Origin of the sequence: [Clostridium] symbiosum ATCC 14940, assembly GCF_000466485.1 — a bacterium.
In the GTDB taxonomy this organism is placed as follows: Bacteria; Bacillota; Clostridia; order Lachnospirales; family Lachnospiraceae; genus Otoolea; species Otoolea symbiosa.
The window spans coordinates 14,727-39,135 of the sequence record NZ_KE992810.1 but is presented as its reverse complement, the minus strand read 5'-3'; the positions used below and the strand labels follow the sequence as shown (position 1 = coordinate 39,135).

General features: G+C 46.7%; 24 protein-coding genes and 1 tRNA gene. 2 read left to right on the top strand and 23 right to left on the bottom strand.

Features of this window, described 5'->3' with window-relative positions:
- Positions 1-180: 180 nt before the first annotated feature.
- The 8 genes from CLOSYM_RS02655 to dinB all read right to left on the bottom strand — a co-directional run bounded on the left by CLOSYM_RS02655 (position 181) and on the right by dinB (position 6,895).
- Positions 181-435: a DUF3795 domain-containing protein gene (locus CLOSYM_RS02655; protein WP_021640846.1), complete on the bottom strand. Its 255-nt coding sequence runs from the start codon at positions 433-435 to the stop codon at positions 181-183.
- A 205-nt stretch (positions 436-640) separates the two neighbouring features.
- The gene (locus tag CLOSYM_RS02650; RefSeq protein WP_044902072.1) at positions 641-1,804 is read right to left on the bottom strand and encodes an iron-containing alcohol dehydrogenase; all 1,164 of its coding nucleotides are present in this window, start codon (positions 1,802-1,804) and stop codon (positions 641-643) included.
- Between the two features lie 82 nt (positions 1,805-1,886).
- Positions 1,887-3,119: a sensor histidine kinase gene (locus tag CLOSYM_RS02645; protein WP_242828638.1), complete on the bottom strand. Its 1,233-nt coding sequence runs from the start codon at positions 3,117-3,119 to the stop codon at positions 1,887-1,889.
- On the bottom strand, positions 3,109-3,801 hold the full coding sequence (locus tag CLOSYM_RS02640) for a response regulator transcription factor (protein WP_021640842.1): 693 nt from the start codon (positions 3,799-3,801) through the stop codon (positions 3,109-3,111). Before CLOSYM_RS02640 ends, CLOSYM_RS02645 begins: the two co-directional genes overlap by 11 nt.
- Positions 3,802-3,892: 91 nt before the next feature.
- Complete coding sequence (locus CLOSYM_RS02635) at positions 3,893-4,183, bottom strand: hypothetical protein (protein WP_003500273.1); 291 nt, start codon at positions 4,181-4,183, stop codon at positions 3,893-3,895.
- Between the two features lie 270 nt (positions 4,184-4,453).
- Positions 4,454-4,948 (bottom strand): amidase domain-containing protein, encoded by a 495-nt coding sequence (locus CLOSYM_RS02630; protein WP_009298923.1) that lies wholly within the window; start codon positions 4,946-4,948, stop codon positions 4,454-4,456.
- Between the two features lie 81 nt (positions 4,949-5,029).
- Entirely contained in the window at positions 5,030-5,623 is a 594-nt protein-coding gene (locus CLOSYM_RS02625; protein ID WP_021640840.1) for an SOS response-associated peptidase, read from the bottom strand.
- Between the two features lie 24 nt (positions 5,624-5,647).
- A complete protein-coding gene (gene dinB, locus CLOSYM_RS02620; RefSeq protein WP_044902071.1) occupies positions 5,648-6,895 on the bottom strand; it encodes a DNA polymerase IV in 1,248 nt (415 codons plus the stop codon).
- Between the two features lie 131 nt (positions 6,896-7,026).
- Here dinB and CLOSYM_RS02615 point away from each other — a divergent pair.
- A tRNA-Val gene (locus tag CLOSYM_RS02615) sits at positions 7,027-7,099 on the top strand.
- An 80-nt stretch (positions 7,100-7,179) separates the two neighbouring features.
- Here CLOSYM_RS02615 and CLOSYM_RS02610 read toward each other — a convergent pair.
- The 8 genes from CLOSYM_RS02610 to CLOSYM_RS02575 form a co-directional block, all read right to left on the bottom strand.
- Positions 7,180-8,631, bottom strand: a complete 1,452-nt coding sequence (locus CLOSYM_RS02610; protein WP_021640838.1) for a DUF4340 domain-containing protein — start codon at positions 8,629-8,631, stop codon at positions 7,180-7,182.
- Complete coding sequence (locus CLOSYM_RS02605) at positions 8,618-10,066, bottom strand: GldG family protein (RefSeq protein ID WP_021640837.1); 1,449 nt, start codon at positions 10,064-10,066, stop codon at positions 8,618-8,620. Before CLOSYM_RS02605 ends, CLOSYM_RS02610 begins: the two co-directional genes overlap by 14 nt.
- The gene (locus tag CLOSYM_RS02600; protein ID WP_021640836.1) at positions 10,066-10,929 is read right to left on the bottom strand and encodes an ABC transporter permease; all 864 of its coding nucleotides are present in this window, start codon (positions 10,927-10,929) and stop codon (positions 10,066-10,068) included. Before CLOSYM_RS02600 ends, CLOSYM_RS02605 begins: the two co-directional genes overlap by 1 nt.
- The gene (locus CLOSYM_RS02595; protein ID WP_021640835.1) at positions 10,926-12,071 is read right to left on the bottom strand and encodes an ABC transporter ATP-binding protein; all 1,146 of its coding nucleotides are present in this window, start codon (positions 12,069-12,071) and stop codon (positions 10,926-10,928) included. Before CLOSYM_RS02595 ends, CLOSYM_RS02600 begins: the two co-directional genes overlap by 4 nt.
- 233 nt (positions 12,072-12,304) lie before the next feature.
- Positions 12,305-13,531, bottom strand: a complete 1,227-nt coding sequence (locus tag CLOSYM_RS02590) for a sensor histidine kinase (protein WP_021640834.1) — start codon at positions 13,529-13,531, stop codon at positions 12,305-12,307.
- Positions 13,525-14,202 (bottom strand): response regulator transcription factor, encoded by a 678-nt coding sequence (locus tag CLOSYM_RS02585; protein ID WP_003500253.1) that lies wholly within the window; start codon positions 14,200-14,202, stop codon positions 13,525-13,527. Before CLOSYM_RS02585 ends, CLOSYM_RS02590 begins: the two co-directional genes overlap by 7 nt.
- Before the next feature lie 285 nt (positions 14,203-14,487).
- Positions 14,488-15,060: a phosphoribosyltransferase family protein gene (locus CLOSYM_RS02580; protein WP_021640832.1), complete on the bottom strand. Its 573-nt coding sequence runs from the start codon at positions 15,058-15,060 to the stop codon at positions 14,488-14,490.
- Positions 15,061-15,074: 14 nt separating this feature from the next.
- Positions 15,075-16,133, bottom strand: coding sequence for a benzoate/H(+) symporter BenE family transporter (locus CLOSYM_RS02575; RefSeq protein ID WP_003500250.1), 1,059 nt, complete (start codon positions 16,131-16,133; stop codon positions 15,075-15,077).
- Between the two features lie 198 nt (positions 16,134-16,331).
- On the opposite strand from CLOSYM_RS02575, the gene CLOSYM_RS02570 reads away from it, so the two are divergent.
- Positions 16,332-17,213, top strand: a complete 882-nt coding sequence (locus tag CLOSYM_RS02570) for a LysR family transcriptional regulator (RefSeq protein WP_003509177.1) — start codon at positions 16,332-16,334, stop codon at positions 17,211-17,213.
- 50 nt (positions 17,214-17,263) lie between these two features.
- Here CLOSYM_RS02570 and CLOSYM_RS02565 read toward each other — a convergent pair whose 3' ends face one another.
- Genes CLOSYM_RS02565 through CLOSYM_RS02535 form a run of 7 tightly spaced genes read right to left on the bottom strand, consistent with a single transcriptional unit; the run spans position 17,264 to position 24,398 of the window.
- The gene (locus tag CLOSYM_RS02565; RefSeq protein ID WP_044902073.1) at positions 17,264-17,857 is read right to left on the bottom strand and encodes a VanZ family protein; all 594 of its coding nucleotides are present in this window, start codon (positions 17,855-17,857) and stop codon (positions 17,264-17,266) included.
- Positions 17,850-18,968, bottom strand: coding sequence for an ABC transporter ATP-binding protein (locus CLOSYM_RS02560; RefSeq protein ID WP_021640830.1), 1,119 nt, complete (start codon positions 18,966-18,968; stop codon positions 17,850-17,852). Before CLOSYM_RS02560 ends, CLOSYM_RS02565 begins: the two co-directional genes overlap by 8 nt.
- 16 nt (positions 18,969-18,984) lie before the next feature.
- Complete coding sequence (locus CLOSYM_RS02555; protein ID WP_021640829.1) at positions 18,985-19,824, bottom strand: carbohydrate ABC transporter permease; 840 nt, start codon at positions 19,822-19,824, stop codon at positions 18,985-18,987.
- The gene (locus CLOSYM_RS02550) at positions 19,821-20,693 is read right to left on the bottom strand and encodes a carbohydrate ABC transporter permease (RefSeq protein ID WP_003509179.1); all 873 of its coding nucleotides are present in this window, start codon (positions 20,691-20,693) and stop codon (positions 19,821-19,823) included. The genes CLOSYM_RS02555 and CLOSYM_RS02550 overlap by 4 nt, the downstream gene beginning before the upstream one ends.
- The gene (locus CLOSYM_RS02545; RefSeq protein ID WP_021640828.1) at positions 20,677-21,918 is read right to left on the bottom strand and encodes a hypothetical protein; all 1,242 of its coding nucleotides are present in this window, start codon (positions 21,916-21,918) and stop codon (positions 20,677-20,679) included. Before CLOSYM_RS02545 ends, CLOSYM_RS02550 begins: the two co-directional genes overlap by 17 nt.
- On the bottom strand, positions 21,908-23,854 hold the full coding sequence (locus CLOSYM_RS02540) for a hypothetical protein (RefSeq protein ID WP_021640827.1): 1,947 nt from the start codon (positions 23,852-23,854) through the stop codon (positions 21,908-21,910). The genes CLOSYM_RS02545 and CLOSYM_RS02540 overlap by 11 nt, the downstream gene beginning before the upstream one ends.
- Before the next feature lie 22 nt (positions 23,855-23,876).
- A complete protein-coding gene (locus tag CLOSYM_RS02535; RefSeq protein WP_044902070.1) occupies positions 23,877-24,398 on the bottom strand; it encodes a hypothetical protein in 522 nt (173 codons plus the stop codon).
- Positions 24,399-24,409 lie beyond the last annotated feature (11 nt).

The following is a 24,409-nucleotide window of genomic DNA, read 5'->3' as shown; positions in this document are numbered from 1 at the left end:
GGCTCAGTTTTTTCATACATCACTTGACACTACCCGTTTTTATTAGTCGGCAAAATTTCTCAGCCAGCAAAATCATACTATTTTTTGTCAACTATTTCTACCATTTGCAGCAGGAAATCTGTCAACCAGACTTAACATTATGGTAAAATTCTCTTATGTCATATGAAATTCCTTTCATTTTTACTTCCAGAGCTTACATTGTTCAATTCTTCTTCCATTATCCCCCTGGTTCTCGTCATATGCAAATTGTTTCAGTAAATCACAGGGAAATTCACCGCAGTGGCCGCAGTGTTCCTTTTCTTTTGATTCACAACAGGCCTTAACCGGGCAGCTCTCACCCCAAAATGGTTTCTTAATATGTACGCATCCTCCGCAATTCAGCTGAACCTTATATTCGCATTCACTGCATAACAGCCCGCATCTCGATTCAATCATTTCCTCTTCCTCCTTTGTTTTTCCACTATATTATCAAATGGAACATGACAGGTGTATGGCATGTTGCTTCGGACTGTTTTATCATCTTCGCATATCTGCGTTCCTTTTACTCTTATATTTCTATTTTTAAATATCTTTATGCGGAAACAGCAGCTGTCAACTCACTCTGATGACAGCTGCTGCTTTAATCAAACCGTTATTCCCATTAAAGGGCCATCTCGTAAATACGGCGTACGTCCTGCTTATCAAGCGGCACAAAGCCATAAGCCAAACCGCCGGCCGCGGCTTTCATTGCCATCACATCGAAATGTGTATCATCGATGTCAAGCTCACTCAGATGCGACGGCATTCCTATCGAATCGAAGAACTCCCTCGTCTTTGTGATAGCCTGCCTGGCAATCGCCATATCCTCCTGTTCCGGATCGATCCCCCACACATTTACGCCATATTCAACAAACCGCGGGAGAGTCTCCTCGCGAAGAACATATTGCATCCAATACGGCGTGAGCAGGGCCAGTCCGGCTCCATGGGTGATATCGTAGAATGCACTCAGTTCATGCTCCATTGGATGCACCGCCCATGCGGCATCTTCCCCGTAACTGATCAGCCCGTTAATTGCCAGGCTGGACGCCCACATCAGATTCGCACGCGCCTCATAGTTATCCGGTTCCTCCATTGCAACCGGCGCATATTTAATGCATGTCTTAAGAATGCCTTCTGCCATCCTGGCCTGAAGGTAGGCTCCCGGCACCCTGTTGAAATAATTTTCAAAGGTATGGCTCATGATGTCTGAAGTACCGCAGGCGGTCTGGTATTTTGAAACGCTGAATGTGTATTCAGGATCCAGAATTGAAAATACCGGTTTCGTAATATCATTTCCGGTTCCCCATTTTTCATTTTTCTCCATGTCCGATATGACTGCAAAGCCGTCCATCTCGGAACCGGTTGCCGCCAGAGTAAGAACGGACGCAACCGGAAGCGCTTTCGTTATCTTACGTGCATCCAGCACAAGCTCCCAGGCATCCCCTTCATAGCATGCGCCGGCAGCTATAACCTTGGCACAGTCAATCGTGCTTCCACCGCCCACTGCAAGGACTCCCTCGATGCCCTTTGCACGGCAGATTTCAATCCCTTTGCGCACCGACTGAATTCGCGGATTCGGCTCAACGCCCGGCAGCTCGGATACTGTCACGCCGGCCCGGTTAAGCTCATCAATCACCTGATCATAAAGACCGCTCTTCTTGATACTGCCCCCGCCGTAAACAAGCAGGATGTTCTTTCCTATGGCAGTTATCTTATCTCCTAATACCCTGATTTTCCCTTTACCAAAATAGATGTCGGTCGGGATGTGATAATTAAAATTCTTCATGGATTCTTTTATCCTTTCTGCGATATGAATTGCTGTATTCATTATAACAAACCGGGTATTTTAATTCAATATGCAATCCGTTTCATGACGCATGGGGCCTACGCGGAAATAAAATGCGAAACCGCATGCCGTCCTCCGTATTTTCCATGGCATAGGGGAATTGATGGAGTTCCAGCACCATGCGTACTATGGCAAGTCCCAGACCGCTGCCTCCGGTTTCCCTGTTCCTGGACTGCTCCCTTCTTGTGAACGCTTCAAACAGGTCCGCAATCTCCTGCTCCGGTATATGGACTCCGGTATTCTCAACCGTAAACTGCACGCCCTGGTCCGTATCCTCCACCCGAATATGGATTTTTTCCCCAGCCGGCGAGTAATGGTAGGCATTACTGATCAGATTGCCGATCACTTTTGCAAACAGCCTCCTGTCGGCTGAAATCATCCTTCGGGGTTCCATTTCCGTGATGATATCCATGTTTTTTTCAGAAAACAGGTCTGCAAAATCCTCCAAAATTCCTGAAATAAGGGCCGGTAAATCAAAGGTTTCAATTTGTGCCGTAAAAACGGAAGCTTTCATTCTTGTGACAGTCAGAATCTCCATCACAAGCTGCTCCATCGAACAGGTAATCTCAAATGACCGTTTTAAATATTTGTCTCGGTCTTTATAGCCGCCGACATGATAAAGCATTCCCTGAAGCTGCCCCTTTAATATCGTGATTGGCGTCTTTAATTCATGGGAAACCGCCGAGAAAAATGCAAGCTGGCGGCTCTCAAGCTCTTTTTCTCTCGCCACATCCTCCAAAAGCATGGCATTTGCATTTTTCAATTCGTCCAGGGCCGCCGACAGCCGTCCGGAAAGCTCATTCAGATTGCCGGCCAGCATCCCGATTTCATCCGTTCTTTTTTCCCTGCACTGAACACCGAAATCCAGCGCCGCCAGCTTTTTAGACACTTCGGTGATGCGGAGCACCGGGCGGGTGATATATCTTGAGTAAAACAGGGAAGTAACCAAAGCGGTGCAGATTGCGACAGCAAGTAACGGCAGGAATACCTTATGCAGAGTGGCGGAAAACTCTCTGGCATTTTCCCTGATTTCAAGTGTGTACGGGAACGAAATAATTTTATCATTGCTTATGCCGCCGTACTGTATGTTATGCTCTGCATCATTCTTCTCCGAATCGTTCTGTACTGAATTAACCGACATTTTTTCCGCTTCTATTATATAATACCTCGGTACATACATGATGATAAATCCGTAGGTAACTGCCGATACAGCCAGAAACAATAAGGTTGTTATCAGAAATATTTTAACTGTCAAATGGCTTCTCATGTATCCTATCAATACGGTACCCAATTCCTTTCACGGTCTCTATATAATCTCTCTCCAGTTTCCTGCGCAAATTTTTAATATGGTTGTCAACCACTCTGTCATTCCCATAAAACTCATATTTCCACAGCTTTTCCAACAGAATTTCCCTGGTCATAACCTTGCCCTGGTGGTTCAGAAGTTCCCTCAATATTTCAAATTCCCGTTTCGTCAGCGCTACCGGCTCACCATCGACAAAGGTCTGATAGTTATCTAAATCCAGACACAGATCGCGGTAGATGAGTTTCTGATTCTCACCGGCTTTTGCCCCTCTCCCGCTTCGGCGAAGCACAGCTGCAATTTTCCTGATGAGAACCGGCATGGAAAATGGTTTTGTGATATAATCATCTGCCAGAAGATCCAGACCTCTCACCTGCTCCTCCTCACTGCTCAGCGCCGTTATCATAATTACGGGAATATTGGATTCTTTCCGTATCAGTTCGCAGACAGCAAATCCGTCTATCTTAGGCAGCATAATATCAAGCAGGATTAAATCGTATCTGTCTTTTTGAAATGCCGTAATCCCCTCTAACCCATCCCTGGCAACGGCAACCTCATATCCGCTGTCCTCCAGAAAAAACCGGAGGAGTTCTTCTATATCCCGTTCGTCTTCAATTATCAGAATTTTACTCACCTAATCCACCTTCCTGCTGATCTGCTTTTTCGCTAAACGCGGCGAAAAGCCACAAATCCCGGCAGGGATTTGCAGCTTCTGTCTGTCGGGATTATTTGTAACTGATGCTCACAATATACTCTCCGTTATTACCTGCATTAATGGTAAAAGGTTCAGTAAGTTCGTTGACCAGTATGCTCCCTGTCATTCCGTCTTTAAATGTAATTTCTCGAATCTCCCCGCCTTCTCCCGCTTCATCTGCCGATATGTTCACCGTCTTAACTTTACATACCGCAGAAACTGCCTCCGGCGAAGCAGGCGCTGCTAATGCGGGCACAGCCGAAGCGGTGCAAAGTGTAAATACCGCCATCCACAAAAAGCCTTGTTTCTTTAAATTTCTCATATGCAATTCTCCTTTACAGTATTTTTTGTCTGCATGCACAGTATATCAAGGCAATTTGTAATCCTTATATCTTTCATATGTTTTTTATGTGTTTTTTCATAATCTGCTATAACACTGCATAATTGAATTGTAACATATACGTCATCCCATTTCCATTCAATCGCTCTATAACAGAACAAAAAAATGCCATGAAACACGGAATTACCAGTATTTCACGGCATCAGTGCCAATGTGTGTTTTGTACAACTCTTCCGGGCGGCAGCAGCACATTTACCGCTGCCAGTCACGTACCCCCTGTATATGAAGGAAACGCGCTTTTTCATAGATGTAAGTGTCAAGCGGCCTCATATATGCATCAAAGCTATGGGCCGCCACATAAATTCGTCCCCCTCTTACGGCTACAATTACAGGGCTGTGATAAAAGCCCTTTTCTTTACTGCCCAACTGAACAATATCTCCCGGCTGCACGCCTGTTTCATCCGTTACAACGGCATATGGCCCGACTGATTTATTTCCCACAAGGAAATTATATAAATACGTAACACCCGTCCAGCTTGCCGTCCTGTCTGAGCTGCTGTTATAGTACCACCCTGTTACCGGCGTATAGTTCATCACTTTGCTTCCGGCATAAATACATTGGGATGCAAAATTCGTACAGTCTCCCCCATAATGTTCAAAATCCAGATATCTGGGGTTTCTGCCCATTGCCCACTGTTTTGCGTATTGTAACACATCATCCCTGCGATAGCCGGTTTCCCTTGTCATGCTTTGCGACCTGCGGTGTGCTTATTTATATTATAATATGGCGGCGCTGCCCTCTTCGTTAATTTGCGTTTCAGCGCCGTTTTATTTGACTGTCTGTCCTGCTAATTCCCGGCGAAGAGCAGGCATAACCGTTTGGATATAGGCCAATGCAAAATCTTCTGAAGTAATCCAATCCTCGACGTTTCGCTCCGTGAGTATCACCGGCATCCTGTTATGCACATCGGCAATCGAATGATTGGCACCGGTCGTTAGGATAACAAACCGGTTCTCATCTTTAAATTCATTATATATTCCGGCCATATAAAGAACTCTGCTGTCAGGCAGATTAAACCGGTATTTTATCTTTTCACCTTGCTGCGTCCATTCAAAGAATCCGGTGCTGGGAACCGCGCATCTGCGGCCGTGCAGGCTTTTGCGAAACATGGGACGCTCTCCTGCGGATTCCGATCTGGCATTGATTATGACTCCCTTCGCCGCTCCAAAACGGGGAAATCCCCAGGTACTTAACTCAGGCCTGATCTCCCCATCCATACGGCAGATAACCGGCGCCGTGTTGGTCGGATAAATCTCGCCCTTTTTCATCTCATTTCCCGGAAACCTTTCGTCCAGGGATTTAATAATCCGCATGATTTCTTTATCCTGTTCCTCCGTATAAAGGCTGTATCTTCCGCACATGGCAAATTCCTCCTGATTCCGTTCTTAACTCTGGCTTTTCAGGAAAGCTTCCGGATAAATCGTATGCTCCGCAACCGGATCCAGGCTGGACAATTTGGCATCTGTCAGCATAATTCCCCGCTGTACTGCATAGTGGCCGAATTGACGGCGTATCAGATCGATTGAGCGCTCCGGACTTTCCTGTTTTTGGTCTCGTTGTACATCTTCTAAAAATGAGAGCTGCCGGTATTCCATGCGTGTCAGACTGCAGGCCCTCACCCCCAGGCTCCTTACCGGATTCTCAGGTGCATTCTTTTGGAACAATTCGAATGCTTTTTCAAATATTGCCTGCGAGGTACAAGAGGGAATAGACAGCCTGCCCTGCCGTTCATATGAAAACAGGGAATTGTCCCGTATGCTGATTTGAACGCTCCGGCAGTAAAAATTTTCTTTCCTCATGCGTTCCGCCACGCTTTCTGCAAGAATGTATAATATTATTTTTACATCGTCAGCACCGGTCAAATCCCGCGGGGCCGTCGTACTGTTCCCGATTGTCTTGATAATACGGCGTGAGTGGACATGCGAAACCGGTGACTGATCAAGTCCATTTGCAAAGGCCCAGAGCATAATCCCGTTCTTTCCAAGCAGTCTTTCCAGGAAATGCACATCGCTGCAGGCCAAATCCCCGATGGTCCTGATCCCGTACTTTAGTAATTTTAAATACGTGGCCCTGCCTACGTACAACAGCATATCGGCAGGTAAGTGCCAGATTTTCTCTTTAAAATCCTGTCCGATTACCGTGGTTGCATCCGGCTTTTTCAGGTCGCTGCCAAGCTTTGCGAATATTTTATTATAGGAAACACCGACACTGGCCGTTAATCCCAGCTCTGTTTTAATGGTATTTCGGATTTCGTCTGCAATTACTTTTCCGTCACCAAACAGACGTGAGGAGGCGGTCACGTCCAGCCAGCACTCATCCAGCCCGAATGTTTCGATTTTATCCGTATATTCTTCATAGATTTCATGTGCAGCCTGCGACATCTCAATGTACCGCTCATAGCGCGGCGGCGTTAAAATAATATCCGGGCATTTCTGTCGGGCCATCCATAACGGATCCCCGGTTACAATACCATACTTCTTCGCCTCGTAATTCTTAGCCAGCACTATACCGTGCCGCGCCTCCTGATCTCCGGCAACGGCTACCGGCTTTCCGCGCAGGCCCGGATTGTCCAGGCACTCTACTGAAGCATAAAAATTATTCATGTCGGAATGAAGGATGATTGGCTGCTCCATATTTAGCCGCTCCTTGCAGATTGATAGGCTTATTATCTGATAATATCTGGATTTTATACCGTGGAATGCAGATTGATCTGAATTCAGTATTATCTTGCCAATTCCATTCCTATCGTTTATAATCATTCTATGGAGACATAGCTCAGCTGGGAGAGCATCTGCTTGACGTGTAGAGGGTCGCAGGTTCGAGTCCTGTTGTCTCCATTGTGATAAGATATAAAAGCTAATGATGGCCTGCACGCTCTGCGTACAGGCCATCGCCAGTTAATATAATAAAAATTACCTTAATTCAGAACAATTGCATTGACTGCTTCCACCAGATCCACCACATAGTTTCTTGCCACAAGGCATACAGGCGTTCCGTCAACCACTGCAAGACAATCGTTCCCATCATAACGGTAGAAATCCATCTGCACTTTGGGATAATTATCATTGTCCAGATAAACCGTCAGGCTGATTTCTTCTTTCTGTGAAGGCTGCTCCCGTGTGAAACTGTCCGCTTTCAATTGCTTCAGCGCATCGAAGAAGCCTGAGGATTCTAATTTTTCCTCCTTATAATACCAGGTTCTGTCACCATCCTCTTTCTCAGATGTGAGCGTATAATTTTCCCCCTCCAGAGAAATGTCCACCTGATAAATATCGGCGAAATCGGCGGAAAGAATTTCCTGGTGGCGGAGTGCATTGTAAGATACATCGACGAGTTTCTTATATTCATCCGAAGTAATCCTGTAGACGATTTTTGATTGTCCTACTCTTACATAGGCAGTAATTTCTTCATTTTCGGACTTATCCTCCGGTTCTGCCGCTTCTCCATCCATTGACTTTCCGGCAGAGGCTTTCTCTGCTGCTTTTTTCTCCTCCGGATCACGCCCGACATTCAGAATAAATGTTTCCTCGTTTTTCTTTTCTGCCTGCCCGGTATTCTCCGTCTGCGGAATATAATCGACTGACACCGTAAGCTCCGGCTTATCTAAACCACAGTCCCTAAGTTCCTCGTCCGTGGCATTATACGTTACGTAATCCGTTGGATTCAGGCGGCTGACTGTATCAAGATAGCTGTTAACCCTGGATGTATCAAGCGGAAGGTAAGCCCCGTCCTGCTCCATAAAGTAAACGTCATCCTTGCAATAGCTGAGGCTGCTGTCCTCCTGATATCCAATCTGATAGTTTTCCGCTCCTGTAAACTGTATCCCCGTCACTTTATCAAACTGCGGTATTTCATCTTGTTTAATCATGTCGCTCAGCGTTGCATCAAAGTAGTCCAGCGGATCCTTTTTCACAAGATATACATTCCCGTCCCCAATCGAAACATACCTCTCCGAGTCCATCTTGCTGAAATCCCCAAGCAGGATCTCATAGCTCTCGTCGTCCGTTTCAAGATGAATCGTGCAGACAGGCTTATCCAGGCCGTATTGTCCAAAATCCTCCACATCCTCAATGATAAATGAAACTCCGAATTCGCTGAACAGATCCAGACGCTCATTTATTTTCTCTTCGTCAACCGGAAACGCTCCATCCCCATCGTAAAGCCATTTTCCGTCTTTGTGAAAGGCGAGGGTTTCGGAATTATATTCCCAGGAAAGCGATTTCACCGTGTCACCCGGCAGCTCTAAAATAATTTCATCGCTGTTTTTTATCTTTTCCTTGTGCACCTCATATTGACTGACTCCAAATGTGATCAGGCAGACCGCCAGCAATGCCCCAAGTAATACGGAAAGTTTTTTAGACCGGCTCATCTTTTCTCCTCCTTCTTACTACTACGCAGATACCGATACCGAGATACAGCAGCGGGAATACGCCAATCATCACCGTTTTCAATAGAGAGGCTGTGGAATCACTGATGGTAAGGTAGTTGTAGTTGAGTGATTTGCTGCGGATCGCCACCGCTTCGCTCTCACCAATCAGTGATGATAATGCATTCATGCCAAGATCCAGATTTGCCCCGGATGAATAGGCATTATACATATCGTCCAGGAAATGGGACGACGTAAACCAAATCATCTGCCCGTCATTTCCGCACGCAACGGATACCGCCACGGCGAAAGGTCCGTCTGTATCCCCCTCCTCTTTCTCATAGGTGGTCAGGCCGTAACCGTCCGTTTTGCTGAATGCCGTTTCCGATGTGGTCAAAAGCTCCGTTACCTCTGCCGAATCCGCTCCCTTGACCGTCAGCCCCTGGGCAATAGGAATAATAGAATAATAATGTTCCTGAATCAGCGGATCGGTAATCTCACTGCTTTGAAGATTCGGCAGCAGGATATACGGCGCCTGGAACGCATAATGTCCCCGGTCGGTCTCCACCACGATCCCCTCTGCCGCTTCTACACCGTAGTCCTCCAGTAAACTATAGAGATTTTCCAGTGTTCCGTTCTCAACCGGCCCGGCCAGTACCATCAATTTTCCTCCGCCCGATACGTATTTGGCCAGCTGGTCTTTTTCCTCTCTGGAAATATCACTGGCCGGCGCATAGATTAGGACACAGTCCGCCTCTTCGGGGACAGAATCTTCTGTGAGCAGGGAGAAAGTGGTTAACTCCATGTTTTCCTTTTCTATCTGGTCACTGAACGCCTCCGGAAGCTCAGCCTCCCCATGCCCCTCCAGAACATACACCTGGGGCATTTCCTCATTGACAACATAATCGATGGCGGATGTAATTGCACCCTCGCCGTCGAATGAAGCATTATAGGAGTAGGATGTCATATTCGGCTCATAGAGATAAATATCATCATAACCGATATACCGGCTGCGGTCGCCGCATTCTACAACGAGACTGTTATTGGCAACCGTTTCCGATGTGTACTGTGCCGCAAAAGTCGGGTAAACATCAGGATTCTTCTTGACAACCTTAATATGATCCGACAGGCTTTCATATTTATTAAGCAGGTTTTCGATTACATCGTCTTCCGCATCAGATTGCACGATCCAATAAATTGTCACATCCTTTTCCAGCGCATTGACCACTGCCTTGGTATTGCTTGTAATTGAATAAAGCTTTGTGGAACTGATGTCATATTTGGTCACTGCTGCAGGAATTACTGATGCCAGAATATTAATAACAATAAGTATCGCCAGTACGACAGCCGTGATTGCCAGGGAATAAGAGCCGCCCCGAAGAGCAATCCTGTTTCTTCCCGGCCGTTCAGGCTTTTTAAGGAGTTCATGCTTTTTCATCAGTTATACCTCCTTTTTTCAAGGGACTGCACGGACAGGAATAAAAAGAACACGATTACCGATACAAAGTAAACAATGGATGTAAAATCGAATACACCGTTTACAAACGAATAAAAGCGTTCAAAAAGTGATAACCGGTTCATTATCTTCGGCAGAAGCCCTTCAAAACTGCTGATATCGACAAAACCGGCAATCCCGATAATGATAATGAGCAGCAGGCTGACCGAAAATGCCAGGCCTTCATTTCCCGTCAAGAAGCGGATAACAAGGCCCAAAATAACGGCCAGGGCACACAGGGAGATGACAGAGCCCATGGCGGAGGCAGATATATGTTCCGCCAGGCTGACGCTGTAGTAGTTAAACAATATGACGGGGATGGCAATTCCTGCGGCAAATCCCTGATTTTCGGTCAGCGAGGAAATAAAAGTGCCGACGGCAATCAGAGCGGCGCCCATGATAAAAAATGCCAGCAGAGAGCCATAGGATGTCATCAGATACACATCCCCAAACTGCGCAAAAATCAGCGGATACAGGGACACGATGCACAGCGGAATAAAAAATACGACCAGCAGTGCCAGATATTTACCCACAACAATCTGGGAAGTTGTAATCGGAAGGGAATATAAAAGCTGGTCTGTCTTCTGCTTTCTCTCCTCCGCTATGACGCGCATCGTCAAGATTGGTACAATCACTACAAAACCAAGGCTCACAAATTGCAGTACATATTCAAAATTGGACACTGCCGCCTGAATATTGTAAAGCATAGCCCCAATCCCTACAAAAACCAGAAGAAATGCACCAAAAATATATGCGGTTAATGAGTGAAAATAATTGGCAAGTTCATGTTTAAGTACAGCTGTCATTCGTCCGTTCCCTCACTTTCTGCACTGTCACTTCCGGAATTTTCAGCGTTTCCGGCCTCCTGCATGTTCCCGGAATCTTCAGCGCTCCCGGAATCTTCAGCGCTCCCGGAATCTTCCGTTTTTCTGAAATCTTGCGTGTTCCCGGCATCATCAGCCACTGCCGGAATATCCTGCTCTTCCCGGTCACCGCTTCTCTCAACTCCGGATTCGCCTTCGGTCAGTTCAATAAATACATCCTCCAGATTGGCTTTCTTTGAAGTCATGCTCAAAATTGCCTTCCCCTCGGCCGCAAAGGCAAAAAAGAGCCGGCGGCAAATGCCGCGTGAATTGCTGTCCTCTGTTTTTGCGTGAATCTCAACGGTCCCGTCTCCTTTATCCTCAAAGGTCCACTCTGTGACAGATTTCATTGCAGACAGAATTCTTGCGGCATCCTCCCCGGTGGCCTCTGCCGTAAAAGTTATGCCGTTTGATGCCAGCATCAGCTTTTCCAGATTTTCCGGTTCATCAAATGCAGCCAGCTTTCCTCTGGCGATAATCAGGACCTTGCCGCAGACGGCCTGAACCTCTGAAAGAATGTGAGAGCTTAAAATAACGGTATGGGTCTGCCCGAGTTCCTTTATCAGATCACGTATCTCGATGATCTGGATCGGATCAAGTCCTACGGTCGGTTCATCAAGTATAATAACCTTCGGATTCCCGAGCAGCGCCTGGGCGATACCGACTCTCTGCCTGTAGCCTTTTGAAAGCTTGGAAATCAGCCTGTTCTTGACTTCGTCAATCCTTACCTGGCCGATCACCTCCTTCACCTGCCGCTGCAGCTCCCGTCCTTTTAACCCCTTTGCCGCGCCAACGAATTTCAGATATTCCACCGGTGTTTCATTCATGTAGAGAGGCGGCTGTTCCGGAAGGTAGCCTATGAGTTTTTTTGCTTTTTCAGGTTCTTCAAAGATATCGTGGCCGTCGATTATTACTTTCCCCTCCGTGGCCGACAGACATCCGGCCATAATATTCATAGTAGTCGATTTTCCGGCGCCGTTTGGTCCTAAAAAGCCGTACACATGCCCTTCATCAATTTCAAAAGACAAATCGCTGACAGCCATGAAGTCACCGTAACATTTGGTCAAATGCTCAACTGTTATCATAGCAAACCTCCTGAATTTTTTTGTTTTTTCTCAGTCTGAGAAGATTACTGCACATAATATCATCAGCTATTATAAAAAGTCAGCCTGAAATGTACTTGAAATGAAATGTGAAAATTCTACGAACAATTAACAGTCAGACAGCAAAGAAAGACACATTACAACAATATTATTGTAATGTGCCTTTCGCGTTGAAACAGATAATCCGTACCGGAACGTGCCGGGTTATCGTAAGATTAAATAACCACTGTAAAAATAATTGTTTTCCCATCCGTACTGTTCACCGTAATCTTACCGCCATGCGCCTCCACGATAGCCTGAGCCATGGACAGCCCGATTCCTGTGCCTCCGGTGTTAGTGGATCTGGATTCGTCCGGACGGTAAAAACGGTCGAACAGGCGCTCCAGATCCGTTATCCCCTGAAGCTCACAGGTGTTAAATACCTTCATGCAGATTCGATTGTGGCTGCGGTAAATATCCAGCCGGATTTTGCCGCCCTCATCGGAGTATTTCAATGCGTTGTCCAGAAGAATGGATAATAACTGCTGAATCGAATTTCTGTCTGCCTCCATCTCCAAACGGTCCTCTATGTTCTGGATATACGTTTTTCCGCCTGCTTTTGCCAGCGAAGCAAAAGGCTCCGCGATTTCCCAGGCAGCGTCACTGAGGGAAAATACCATCTTATCGTAAATTATCATCTCTTCATCCAGTCTGGAAAGCGTCACCAGGTCACTTACCAGACGGGTCAGACGGGCTGTCTGCTTTTGTATATTGGCAATCCATTCATCCCCTTCATACTCCATGGCGGCGATATCCGCACTGGTTGCAATGGAGGTCAGCGGTGTTTTCAGCTCATGTCCGGCATCCGTGATAAACCGCTTCTGACGCTCTATATTCTTCACATAAGGCTGTATTGCCCGGTGGGATAAAATCATGACGAGCAGGAAGACAACCAGCAGGCTGACAATGCCTATGCCAACCGATACAATCAGTAACGACTCCATAAACTGCAGGGCGTTGGATGCGTTCAGAAAAACGAGGATTATTTCTCCCTCCTCCCGGCTTACACAGTAGCGGTAATCTTTAAAGTAACCTTTTACCTTTCCTTTAGCCAGGATTTCCTCCGTATAATTCCGCGCTGTCTCCTCATCGACCGAAGAGATATACGCTCTGGATATTACCGTCACATTATTATCACTGTCGCAGCGGACAATGAAAAAGCGGGTCATGAACTCTGCCTCCGGGCCCCCTGCCCAGGGCATATCCGAAATTGGCGGAAAACCGGTACCGGGCTGCGAAAATGTCTTTTTATCATATTCGAGAATGATATTCAGCAGGTTATCCTGTTTTTTAGTCGTCAGATAACAGTTAGCAATATTAATAACCGTTACCAAAACCAGCATAACGGCTCCAAAGGCCACCATCGCCGATGCAATAAACCGGCGTTTCATCTTCTTCAGCATTTATTGCCCTCCAGCGAATAACCGGCTCCGCGCACTGTTTTTATTTCAATATCCGCACCGATATGTTTCAGCTTTTTCCTGATGAACCCGATGTATGTCCAGACAACGTCAATATCCGCCTCCGAGTCCTTCCCCCATACCTTGTCCATCAGGTGATCGGTTGAGAATACAAAATGCGGATGCTGGAAAAACAGCTCCATCAGTTGGTATTCCTTGTTATTAAGCCGCACCGTTTCCTCTTTGCAGGAAAGCTCATAGCGGTTACAGTCGAGCCGTACATTCCCCAGTGACAGAACCGTATCGGCATATCCGGCATTTCTGCGGGCAAGCGCCTTCACTCTTGCAATAAATTCCCTGGTGGCAAACGGCTTGGGGAGATAATCGTCTGCCCCTGCCTCCAGTCCGGCGACCCTGTCTTCAATCTCGGACCTGGCTGTGAGCATCAGCACGGGAACTGCCGCTCCCTCACTCCTTATCTGAGATAACACCTCCATTCCGTTCTTTTTAGGCATCATGATATCCAGCACGATCACATCGTAATCCGTGCTGTGAAAGTAGTCCAGTGCATCCGCTCCGTTATTGACAGTATCAACGGAAAACTTGTTCTTCTCCAGAAGGAACTTCAGGCCTTTCGCAAGTTCAACTTCATCTTCGGCAATCAAAATACGCATGTCGACGGTCATCCTCCCAAATTTGATTCATATAAATTCAAATAACTTTACCTTTTACTCTTAATTCTTTATTATACTCTATCATATATCATCATGTCGAAATGTACTTGAAATTCCTAAATTTTTCTTAAATTACAAGAAGTGAAGACCGGTGCGTGCGCCCGGTACAGTATCTGTTTACTTACAAGAGTAATCATTTATAAAGGCAGATACCTTTCATTCCTGGTGGAGATGCGAGGTATCTGCCTTATCTTCTTTGTTTATTTAATGAAACTTCTTATGACTTTATGATTCCTTAATTTCATAGCTGTTATCATCACATTTGTGAAACAGCGGGAGCTTCTGTAAAAAGATAATGTCGTCTCTCTCTGCTGCTTTTCCCTCTGCAAGCACCGCTGCTTTTCTTGTAACGATCCCCTTTGCACTCTCCACCAGAGCTTCTAACGCATAGAGGGACTCACCGGTTGAAATCACATCGTCCACGATGCAGACCCTTTTGCCGCAAAGACGCTTTGCATCATGGCCGTCCAGGTACAGATGCTGCTCCCCGGAGGTCGTGATGGAATGCACCGATACCGATACCACGCCGCACATATAGGATTTGATGCTCTTTCTTGCCACAATAAATTCCTTTTTCCCGAGCAGCCTGCTGATTTCGTAGGCAAGGGCAATCCCCTTGGCCTCCGCGGTAATAATGACATCCACTTCCCCAATCTTCTCCGCCAGCTCCGGCGCGCAGGCCGTGATAAGCTCCGTATCGCCCATAATTACAAAGCTGGCAAAGGCCAGATTATCCTCCAAATCGATAAACGGCAGTTCTCGCTTTACGCCGCAAAGCTTTAATTCATATGTATCCATAATGCTACTCCTCCTTACAGTCCCAGGACTCTGGCTGCGATACCGGCAAGCATTCCGAGAAACGGATTCGAAATTGCCGTGACAACGAGTGCAGTTCCGCCTACCGCCGGATTAATTGCCAGCGCTACGGGTGCATCAAGTATAAAGGTCTTGAAAAGCCCCAGTACGATCAGAAAACCCGCAATCGATGAGGACGGAACATAATTGCCGATTTTCGGAAGCAGGCCGCTTAACAGAATTATGCCTACCACAATCATCATCGCCACTCCGGCCCAAACCGGGTGGGGCGCATTTGCCGTAGCAGAAATTATCGATTCCACCGGTGCGCCTCCGAAGAAAGAGGAACCCATATCCGCAAGGGAAGAGATCAGGGTCAGGTGGTCCACATTAAATGTATCTGCTCCTGCCATGCTGGCCGTGATTGCTCCAAATGAAATATTAGAGCCAATATTTAAACAGACCATTCCGAGAGCGCCGAGTATCACATTTCCGTTAAATGTGAATTTCTGACGGGTAAATTTGTCATCTGCAACAACGATATTTTTCTTTTCTTTATTCAAAACCGCCGATACCACGCTGGACGCAATAACCGATATCACGATCGTGTAAACCAGCGTATTGGGACTGGAGCTGGTCAGAAAATAGGTGAGCACTGCCGCAGCTATCGATACTCCACCTGCAAGGTGATCCTCCTTCACCATGTTGACAGCCGCATTCGTCAATATCAGTCCCACACCGGCCATCATGCCGTTTGCAATGTCTGTACCGATAAAATCCACAATCTTAGTCAGCATCCCGCAGGCTCCGATAACCGCAAGAATGGCGGCTCCGATAAAGATCATTGTACACCGCTCCGAGCGGTTCCTGCCGCTGGTACCCGCATATGTAATAGTTTCAGCCTGAAATGAAATCGGCGCCACATTCCCCGTAATCACATTTCCAAACGCTCCGATAAAAAACGCCATCGCCGTCGGGACGGCTGCAAAACCAAAGGACAGCGCTAAAAGTCCCTGAGGCAGCGCATTTAAAACAACTCCAAATACGGCCAATAAATCTGTCAGTAAAGCATTCATCGTACTCTTTATTCCCCCTTATCTTTATTCATTAGTTGTGCTTATATACAGTTCTCTTTTTATAAGCACTATTTTTTAAAAACAATTTGCATTGTAACATAATTTTTTATATAATAAAACTATCATTATTACATATTATTTATAATATTTTTCTTATATTAGAAGAATATTAAATTATAAATTAAGGGGAATTGCTCTATGACATTAGAGTCTTATCGGAACTTTGTTGCGATTGTAGAAAGCGGAAGTATTCTGGCTGCGTCGAACAAGCTGCTGATCGCCCAGCCTTCTCTGAGCAACCAGTTGAAAAATATTGAAACTTATTATGGGGCAAAGCTTTTAATCCGAAACCGGCACAGGCTTGAGCTGACCGACGCCGGACGCGTTTTTTATCTGCGCGCCAAGGAGATCTGCCAGGCCGAAGAAAAACTTCAAGACGAGATTCACAATAAAAAAACAGGTTTTTCCGAGCTTTTAAAGCTCTCAATCCCGGCAGGAAACTCCGCCTATTTTCTGCACCATCTGTTTGACGATTTCCGGGCCGCATACCCGAATGTCAATTTTGATTTTTATGAAATACCAAGTGATTTTGCGATTCCGAACGTCCTGAACCATGTAACGGAGATCGGGCTCATACGCTCCAGCCTTCCCGGCTATGCTTCCCTGGCTGTCTATCCCTATGAGAAAGAAGAGATTGTGGCAATCTGCAGGCCGGAACACCCTCTGATGCAAAGCGGCAGCATTATCGACATATCCCTGCTGGCAGACTATCCGCTTGCGGTTCCCTTCGACTGCCTGGATCTGGTCCGTTCCTCCTTCGGCCACCATCTGCTCGCGCCGAATATTTCTATTATTACCTCTTCGAATGCAACTGCGATTGAGTGGGCCAGATCCTTTAAAACCGTCGCACTGGCCTCACTGACGGCCGCAGACTTCCAACACATCAGGGACTTAACCGTGAAGCATTTTTCCGATGAAAATCTGTTTATCACGAGCGCTTTCATTGTCAATAAAGAGTACCCGCTGTCCCATGCGGCACGGAATTTTCTGCGATTTCATGGGGTTGAAGGCGGGGGCTGATAAAAGCACACTCGTTCCTCATAACAAAAGAAAGGAATGGATGCCAGCCTTTACGGATATAAGGCCTCTGATAATAAAAAAATAAATGGCTGAAAGAAAAACATCACTGCACCAACCGTTCCGTATAGGAGATATAACTCACTTCTCCTGCAATTCAGTCTATCTAATTGAGGAATCATTTTTATCATCACTCTGCCAATCAGATAACCAGCCAATGTACCTGCCGCGTTCGTTATCAGGTCATTGATATCGGTTGCGCGGAAGGTAAATATCTGCAGTATTTCAATACCCAGTGATGTCATCAGGCCCAAGCCCACTGTTTTCATCATGCTTCTGTATTCGGGCCATAAGCATGGAACAAATATACCTAATGGGATAAAAAGCAAAACATTCAGATAGCTGTTAATTATATCGTTCAGCATACCATACAAAGGAATAAAATTATAAGACCAACCGATTTTAATTCCTGTCACACAGGGAAACCCCACCAACAGGCACATTGCAGTCAAATATAATATAAAAATAATATAGGCCGCCGTCTTTTTTATGTTATGAAATATAAATATATGATATAAAAAAAGAATCGGTATCAGTATCGCTGATGCAGCCGCAGTTTCTATCCCTGTTGAATATATTCTATACATAAACATCTCCATATGCACATCCTGTCTCTGTATTAAATAGAAGTATCTTTTCCGGCTTTAGCCGAATATATACCTCCTGCCCGGCCCGGCCTGAGAAATCCGCGCCTGTTACCATCGTCATATCCGGTATATCGGCCCCGGTGAGGAAAACTGCCGCTTCACGCCCGGTATTTTCTAAAATGCTGATTTTCATCCGCACTGCATGAGGATCATCCGGTGCAGCCGGCACAATGTGTTCCGGACGGATACCGGCCTTAAGGGGCCCCTGCAGTCCTCTTGCGGCCAGACCGCTTTTACCCATCGGAATACGGGCATTTCCCAGTGTCAGATAATGTTGTCCGTTATTTGAAATAAGCTCTGTGTCCCACACATTCATATTGGGTGAGCCTATGAACCCAGCAACAAACAGATTCGCCGGATTTCTATATATTTCCTGCGGTGTTCCAAATTGCTGTAAAACACCGCCGCTTATTACGGCGATGCGCGTCCCCATCGTCATTGCCTCCGTCTGATCATGGGTGACATATATGGTTGTTACCCCCAGCTCCCGTTGGAGCGTTATAATCTCCCGGCGCATTTCTGTGCGGAGCTTCGCATCGAGATTGGCTAACGGCTCATCCATGAGAAACAGTCCGGGTTTTCTTATCATGGCCCGCGCAAGGGCAACACGCTGGCGCTGACCGCCGGACAAGGCCCCCGGTTTCCTTTCAAGCAGAGCATCCAGCTCCAGCTTTTGCGCCACTTCTGCTACCCTTTTCTCCCTTTCCGTTTTGCCGATATGCTGCATTTTAAGGGGAAAAGCAATATTATCTTTTACTTTCATATTGGGATAAAGGGCGTAATTTTGGAATACCATGGCAATATCGCGGTTCTTTGGCGGAACCTGGTTCACAGTCCTGCCGTCCATAATGACCTCGCCGCTGCTTATACTCTCAAGTCCTGCAATCATGCGCAGCAGCGTTGTCTTTCCGCAGCCGGAAGGGCCTACAAATACTATAAATTCCCCTCTCTTTATTTCCATATCCATATCCTTAACAGCATGAACATCGCCCGGATACCATTTATTCACTTTGCTTATCTGCAGATCGCCTGCAAAATTCCTGTTTTCCATATATTAATCCCCTGTGTTAATCTTTCATTCCGGAAGATATAATGCCCTGCTCCAGATATTTCTGCCCAGACAGGAATATCAAAAGAGGAGGCATCAGTGTAATCAGTGATGCAATTAATGATACCCCGGCGTTATCCGCCGTGATGCTTGACATATATAATGACAGCGGCCAGAGCGCCTGGTTTTTTAAGAATGCCTGAGGCGCTTCTATTGCGTTCCAGTATTCCAAGAAGCCCAATACCACAGCCGAGAGAATGCCCGGCGCTCCCAGCGGAAGCCCAAATCGTAAAAAAGTCTGAAATGAGGAAGCCCCATCCACGGCTGCCGCCTCCATGACCGCCTCCGGTATGTCCATGAAAAAACGTGTCATGATGAATACCGGAAGCGTTGATGCCGCACCGGGCAGTATGACTGCCCACACGGTATCAATCAGGCCCAGTTTGTTCAGAACAAGATAGCTGGAAACCATGGTCACCTGAAATGGCATCAGCATCAGGACAATATACAAGGTATAGAGTATCTTTTTCCCGCGAAAATGAAACTTTGCAAATGCCCATGCCGCAGGTGCGCCCAAAAGGACATGGCCGAGTATGATTGGAAAAACCTGCCTGCAGGAATTCCAGAATACCGTAAAAAACTGGGGCGTATCCAATAATAGTTCCACATATGCCGCCAGAGTCGGATAACGCGCCATTACGGGCCATACAGCCGTTCCTCCCCTGCCCTCCAGGACAGGCGCAAGATTTTCAGACAGCTCTGCCCCTCCCATAAAGGTACCGGATATCAGCATCCAAAGAGGCAGCCATATAAAGACCGAAATCAATACAAGGGGCAAGCCAAGAAGCCATTTTTTCATATCCTATCTCCTCTGTTCATAATTTTTTGCAGCAGCAGTATTAAAATAAATACCAGAATTGCCATCATCACAGCTCCGGCACACATTTTATCCACATCCAGATTGCCGTACCAGTTATTGAATAAGTGCTGAAGCATGTAAATACTGTCATCCGGATAACCTCCCGCAATCAGATAAGCCTCCCTGAACACCTTAAAGGAATTGAGCAGCGACAGCACGGTAATGGTAAATAATGTGGGCATAAGATTGGGAAGCGTAATCCTCACAAACCGCTGGAGGCTTCCGGCGCCGTCTATCTGAGCCGCCTCATATAATGCCGGATTTATGGCGCTGAGTCCTGACAGCCACAGCACCATATCATATCCGAAATTCTTCCACAGATAAGCAAACACCAACACGCCAAAGGCTGCCTTACTTCCAATCCAGTCAACCGGAACCAAACCCCAAAGTGCAGTAAATGCATTGAGAAGTCCATTTTTATGAAAAATCACACGCCACAAAAGAACAATCGAAGCAACGGGAACCGCCATGGGCACAAGAAACGAGGTCTTGAAAATGCCGCGCTTTTCCCTGAAGGAGGCCAGCATCAGGGAAACAGCCAGGGAAAAGAGTAACAGAAGCGGTATGCAGACTAAGATAAATTTGGCTGTATTAGCTGCCGCCAGCTGAAACGCATGGTTCCTCAAGACTGACAGATAATTTTGAAATCCCACAAACCGGTCACCGGCAGCCAGGAAAAAGGAACGGCGCAGAGCGTCCAGCATAGGAATCAGCACCATAATGCTCACGAACAGCAGGCTCGGCAGCAAAAACAGCCATGGTACCATTTGTTCCCGGATCGGAACACTGTATTCACGTTTTTTCTTCATCCATAATCCTCCCTTCACGGACATCGGCGGCAAGTGTTTCTTTCAGACAGTAAAAGAGAAAATCCACACATATCCAAAGACATGGCAGAAGATACATCGCTTTGCAAAAGGTCATATTGTGAGCAGAGGCTATCTTGAATGAAATCAGGCAAAGTGTCAATGTATATGCCGCACAATAGAACATCATTCTTTTGTAAGAGCGTATGGATACCAGCATTGCTGCGGCTGCCGTAAAGGCAGAGGCACACACAGAAAGCAGCACTGCCATAAATGACGAGGTCCAAAGCTCCATATCCCGGAAGGCAGGCCCGGCCGCCATCCAGGAGACCATATTTTTCCCCTGCTCCTGAAACAGATTTCCCCAGAACTCAAAATCAGACCACATTGTGGGGACAAACTCGGAAGGAAACTCAGGCAGATCCATACAAAACCATAATACGGCCAATATACCGAAAGCGATTAAAAAATAAACAGCCAGCAGTAGGGGATAACGGCAAAGCCTTTTCCCATGCCTGGTCACGCGCCCAAGGATACCAATTGCCAGAATGATCGCAGGGAGCCGGAGTATCATGCCAAGTACCCATACAAATAATGTCAGGTCAAGGATCCGGCCCTCCGGAAAACCTGCCGATGAGAGATACTGACCGGCCCTCTCCCCTGCTTCCGGACCTGTAAACGTCAGCTGCATATTGGATAAGGGTTCTTTCGATTCCGCCTGCGCCTGTAAGAATAACCTTGGTTCTTCCTCCTCAAATATGCCGCGGACATAGAACTGCTTTCCTTCCGCCTTTACCGGCAACCCAATCACATTAATACTCCCCCACAGAGAGAATGCCAGACCGGTACTGACGGCACAGCCAGAGGCATCCGATCTGGCCGGATAAGCTCCGTCAGCCGGCATGGAGGAGACAACATCCCCGCAGTCTCCAAAGGCGGCAACTATATCCGCCTTCATCTCCTTTTTATCTGAAGCCATTATCTCCTGTTCCGGATATATCTGCCATAAGGTGACCTCCGGCTGGTTTCCTGCTCCATCCTGCCTTGCATACGTCTGCTGCCTGATAAGCTCTGAGGGGCTGACACCGCCCTTTTCCCATTTAATTCCAACACTGGTGCAGTGACTGATGGCCGTACTATAGAAAGAACAAGCGAAACTCCAAAGAACTGCTGCCAGTATTGCTGATATTATCAACGCCCGGTAATGAGCAAACCTGTTAATTTTCAATGCGGACCCTGTCTCCTTCCGATATGATCTTATTTGAGCTTATAACTACCTGATCCGAATACGTAAGCGCGCCGTCAACATACATCATCTGACTGTCTCTTTCCTTTACTGTTATATCTACCCTTGCAATGACCCATTCTGTTCCCAGTACGGAGCTTTGTCTGCGAAGTACGAATACGTGGTCTCCGCCGGAATCACTTCTGAGTGCGGTAAGAGGCAGACAATTTTGATACGTCTCGCTCTTTCTGCTTAGAAAAAGCTGTGCCGGCATACCGGAAGTATAACTTCCCTCCGGCAGAACCGCAGTTACAAAAACCTGGTCCGACTCGTCCGGCGTGCTGATGGAATGAATCTCCACATCTGCTTTTTGTGTGCTTCCATCCACTTTGTAATGAAGCTCTCCTTTGTCCCCGGCTGAAAAGCGGCGCGCTGAATCTTTATCCAGTTTTCCTTCAAAAACAAATCCTCTGTCAGCAGAGGAAAGAATGACTGCATCTTCCCCCTCCTTTGTTTTATCCCCGCGTTCCAGCGTCCTCACCACCGTTCCAGGGGCCGGAGCCAAAAGGCGTCCCCCATTATCCAGAATTTCCTGTAATGCAGCACGCGATTTCTCTTTATCTGACCGCTCAGATTCACAGGTAATTCTGTCAATCTCACCTTCCTTCTGCAATACCTCAGCCTGTCTCCGGGCATCTTCCAATGCTGCCTGCGCGGTCTCAACTGCCCTTCCCGCAGCATAAAGTTCTTCCTCCTCAGAATATTGGTTATCCTCTGACTCACGCCGGGCACGGTTTAACGCTTCTCTTGCAGTATCAATGGCAGCCTGGGCCTCACTGACTGCAGACTCAGTTGAAAAATCTTTTCCTTCCCTGACTGCTTCCAGCACTGTTTCTGCTTTATAAAGAGCATCTTTGGCTTTATCAATTTTACGTTTCCAGCCTCGCTTGATGGAATCCAGGTTATCGTCTGCCCTGTCATAGGACGATGAGTTATAGTCTGCTTTTGAAAGTTCCTTTTTGGCCTGGTTAAATGCCTTTTGCGCAATGGAACGTTCCTCCTCCGCCTCCTTCAGCTCCTCCGTATAATCCGTGGCATCATCCGGCTGCTTTCCTGCAATCGCTTCCTTTATTTCGCTGACTCTCTGATTTGCCATATTAAGTTCATCTTTCGCCTGCTCATACGCTTCTAATGCCTGCTGATAACTATCCTCTGAATCATCAAGATTTTCTGATTCCTCATCCAGCGCCTGTTCTGCGGCACGGATGGCGTCCTCCGCGTCCTCCCTTACATTTTGCAGGTTTTCCCTCGCTTCCTTCACAAGCGCTTCTGCCTTATTAATAAGATTCTTTTCCGCATCCGCCAGTGTTTCTTCAAGCTTTGTATAATCTTCTTTCAGCCGCATCTCTGCCCTGGCATACTTTGCAGCAATCCGCTCATACGCCTTTTTGGCATCCTCCAGCGTACGCTGTGCCTCAATCACATCATTGCCGCCATTGTTTGATGATATATCCATTTTAAGATTAATGATACGGATTTCTTCTTCCAGTTTCTTAATCCGTTCTTCTGCGGCAGGGACATCAAATTCTATCAGCACCTCGCCTTTTTCTACTGATTTGCCCTTCCCTGCATTGACGGAAACGGCCTTAAGGCCATCCGGAAGACTAATCCCTTTCTCCGATGACGCATAGATAATCCCCTCCAATTCAGCCCTGTTAATCAGCGTTTTGCCTGCCATCGAAGCTACCGAAACATGGGCGGTAGTAAAGGAATACGATACACGGGATATAATTGTGCATACTAACATGGATGTAAAAAATCCAATCATAAGATATACAGCCATGCGCTGCACACGGTCTTCTATGAGGGGCCTGTATTTCTTTCCGGAAATGAGCATGGCCTTTTGTTCTCTTATTTTTTCCCCAATATGTAAACGCATAGCTGTACCATCTCCTATCAGGTTAATTGAACACAATCATAATGATTCTGTCTGCCAGGTAAGAACCGTCCGCCTGCTGTTTCCCGAAACACAGTACAAAATCACTGTCCCCTATCCTGTCTTTTTCACTGTCCTCCAAAGAGTAGCTGCTGCCATCCGATTTCACGGTTCCCTTTTGAAATACTGTGTCTTCTGTATAAGTAACCGTCATGCTGCCCCCATCTCCTGAAGATGAAGTGCCGTCCGCAAAGGGCGATGTATTAATCACGCACCCGGTATCCGAGCATTCGCCGGCTGTGCCGCTCAAATCAGCAGACTTCATCATGTCATTCGCATCGGCAAAGGTATCCATCTCCTCCTTACCGGCAGTAATTACAGGATTACTTTCCTGTCTCTCTGTCGCTTCAATTCTTTCTGTTTCCGTTTTTGCATTTGTCTCTGTACCTGCACAGCCGGTAACCATAAGCATCCCCGCGCAGATAGCTGCATATATCCCCATCATTCCTCTTTTCATAAACTGTCTTTTCTTAAGCTGTCTTTTCATAATATTGAATC